Origin of the sequence: Polaribacter sp. BAL334, from assembly GCF_015767435.1 — a bacterium.
GTDB lineage: Bacteria > Bacteroidota > Bacteroidia > Flavobacteriales > Flavobacteriaceae > Polaribacter.
Genome location: NZ_JADWOV010000277.1, coordinates 1 through 1,138, shown reverse-complemented (window position 1 = coordinate 1,138; position 1,138 = coordinate 1). Strand labels below are relative to the sequence as shown.

General features: G+C 33.4%; 1 protein-coding gene. It reads right to left on the bottom strand.

Annotation, left to right across the window (positions count from 1 at the left end):
* Positions 1 to 1,124 (bottom strand): LamG-like jellyroll fold domain-containing protein (locus IU405_RS07810; protein ID WP_197438055.1); only part of this gene is annotated, 1,124 nt, incomplete at its 3' end.
* Between the last annotated feature and the right edge of the window lie 14 nt (positions 1,125 to 1,138).

Sequence of the window (1,138 nt, the reverse complement as noted above, 5' to 3'; positions counted from 1 at the left end):
CCTAAATATAATATTCCATTATTTGCCGTGTTCCAATTTAAAGTATTTTCAGTTATTAAATTACCATCTGTGTATAATTTTGCTGTGTTCGTTGATTGTTCGTAAGTACAAACAATGTGTTTCCAAACATTTAAACTTGTGGATTGATCATTATACAGATTATTGTCCCAACTAAAATTATAAATTCTTGATGCAACAAATGAAGCTCCGTAAGCTGCAGTTCCTGATGGAGTCCCGTAAGAAAAAATCCTATTAGCACCATTAAATTGTGTTGGCTTAATCCAAATTGAAAAGGTTCTAGAACAATTACCAACAGGTAAGTTGGTAAGTGAAACTGTAGTTCCTGTGCCATTAATATATAATGCTTTGTTTACATTGCCAGATCTATCATTACCATATTGCATTCCTGTTTGACTCGCAAAAGGATTGGCACCATTCACATCGTTTAAAGTATTATCAAATGTATAATTTGCTATAATTTGTGGAGGAAGGGCTGTTTGGAAACTTCCATTATTAACAACAGTTCCAAAAGAATTTGTTGCCTCTATCTGGTAAAAATATTGCGTATTTTGCAGTAAATTAGCAATCTCTACACTTCCTGAAGTTGATGTATTTCCTGTAGCAGAAAGACCAGTAACCTGATTTGTTAAGGTAGTGTCAGATAGTCCATATTTTATTATAGATGTAGTTGCTTCAATATTTGGGATGAGTTCATAGTTAATTTTTGCCGAATTTATGGTTATATTTGAAGTACTTACTGAAGAAATTGCAGGTAGAGCAGGAACTCCTAAAGTAACAAAACTTGCAATTACAGATCTAGTTACTCCTAAACCATTACTTGTAGTTACCTGCCAATAATAGGTTGTATTTGACTCTAAACCATTAATATCAAAATATCTTGTTTGCCAACCGAAAGTGGTAATTACAGGTCCATTAGGAGTTTGACCCACAGAAGGATTTAGGTTTGGACTTTTAGAGTAAATGACGCTGTAGTTGGTGTTTGAACCATTTCTGTTCACATTAAATTGCAAACGAGCTGAGCTTTGAGTGATGTTTAGAGTTACAAGAGTTCCAACACTAGGTGCTTGAATTTGAGCTTTAGCAACACTACTAATGAAAATCATCAGAAATAATAATT